The organism is Zobellia russellii (assembly GCF_018728565.1).
In the GTDB taxonomy this organism is placed as follows: domain Bacteria; phylum Bacteroidota; class Bacteroidia; order Flavobacteriales; family Flavobacteriaceae; genus Zobellia; species Zobellia russellii.
The window spans coordinates 1-254 of record NZ_JACSOI010000041.1; the positions used below are offsets into that span (position 1 = coordinate 1).

Here is a 254-nt window from a genome sequence, read left to right on the forward strand (position 1 = left end):
CCTTCTTCATCAACGATTAGGGCACCAGAAGTACCGTCTTCCAAAGAAACCTCTAACTTGTACTGGTTAGCTTCGTTTTTGTGGGCTTTGTTGATAGTTGCTCCTGGGTAGTTAGTCTCTACCATTGCAGTTACCGCTTCTGGAACTTCTTCCAAAGCTACTTCAGAAAACTCCTCTTGAGCTACAGCTTCAGTGGCTGTATCCTGAGCTTCAGTTGCTTGCTCTTCTTGAGCGAATGCAGTTAAACTTCCTAA

1 protein-coding gene is annotated in these 254 nt (G+C 44.5%); it reads right to left on the minus strand.

What is annotated here, in order from left to right:
* On the minus strand, positions 1–254 hold a 254-nt coding region (locus H9565_RS20105), incomplete at both ends, for a hypothetical protein (RefSeq protein WP_215442159.1).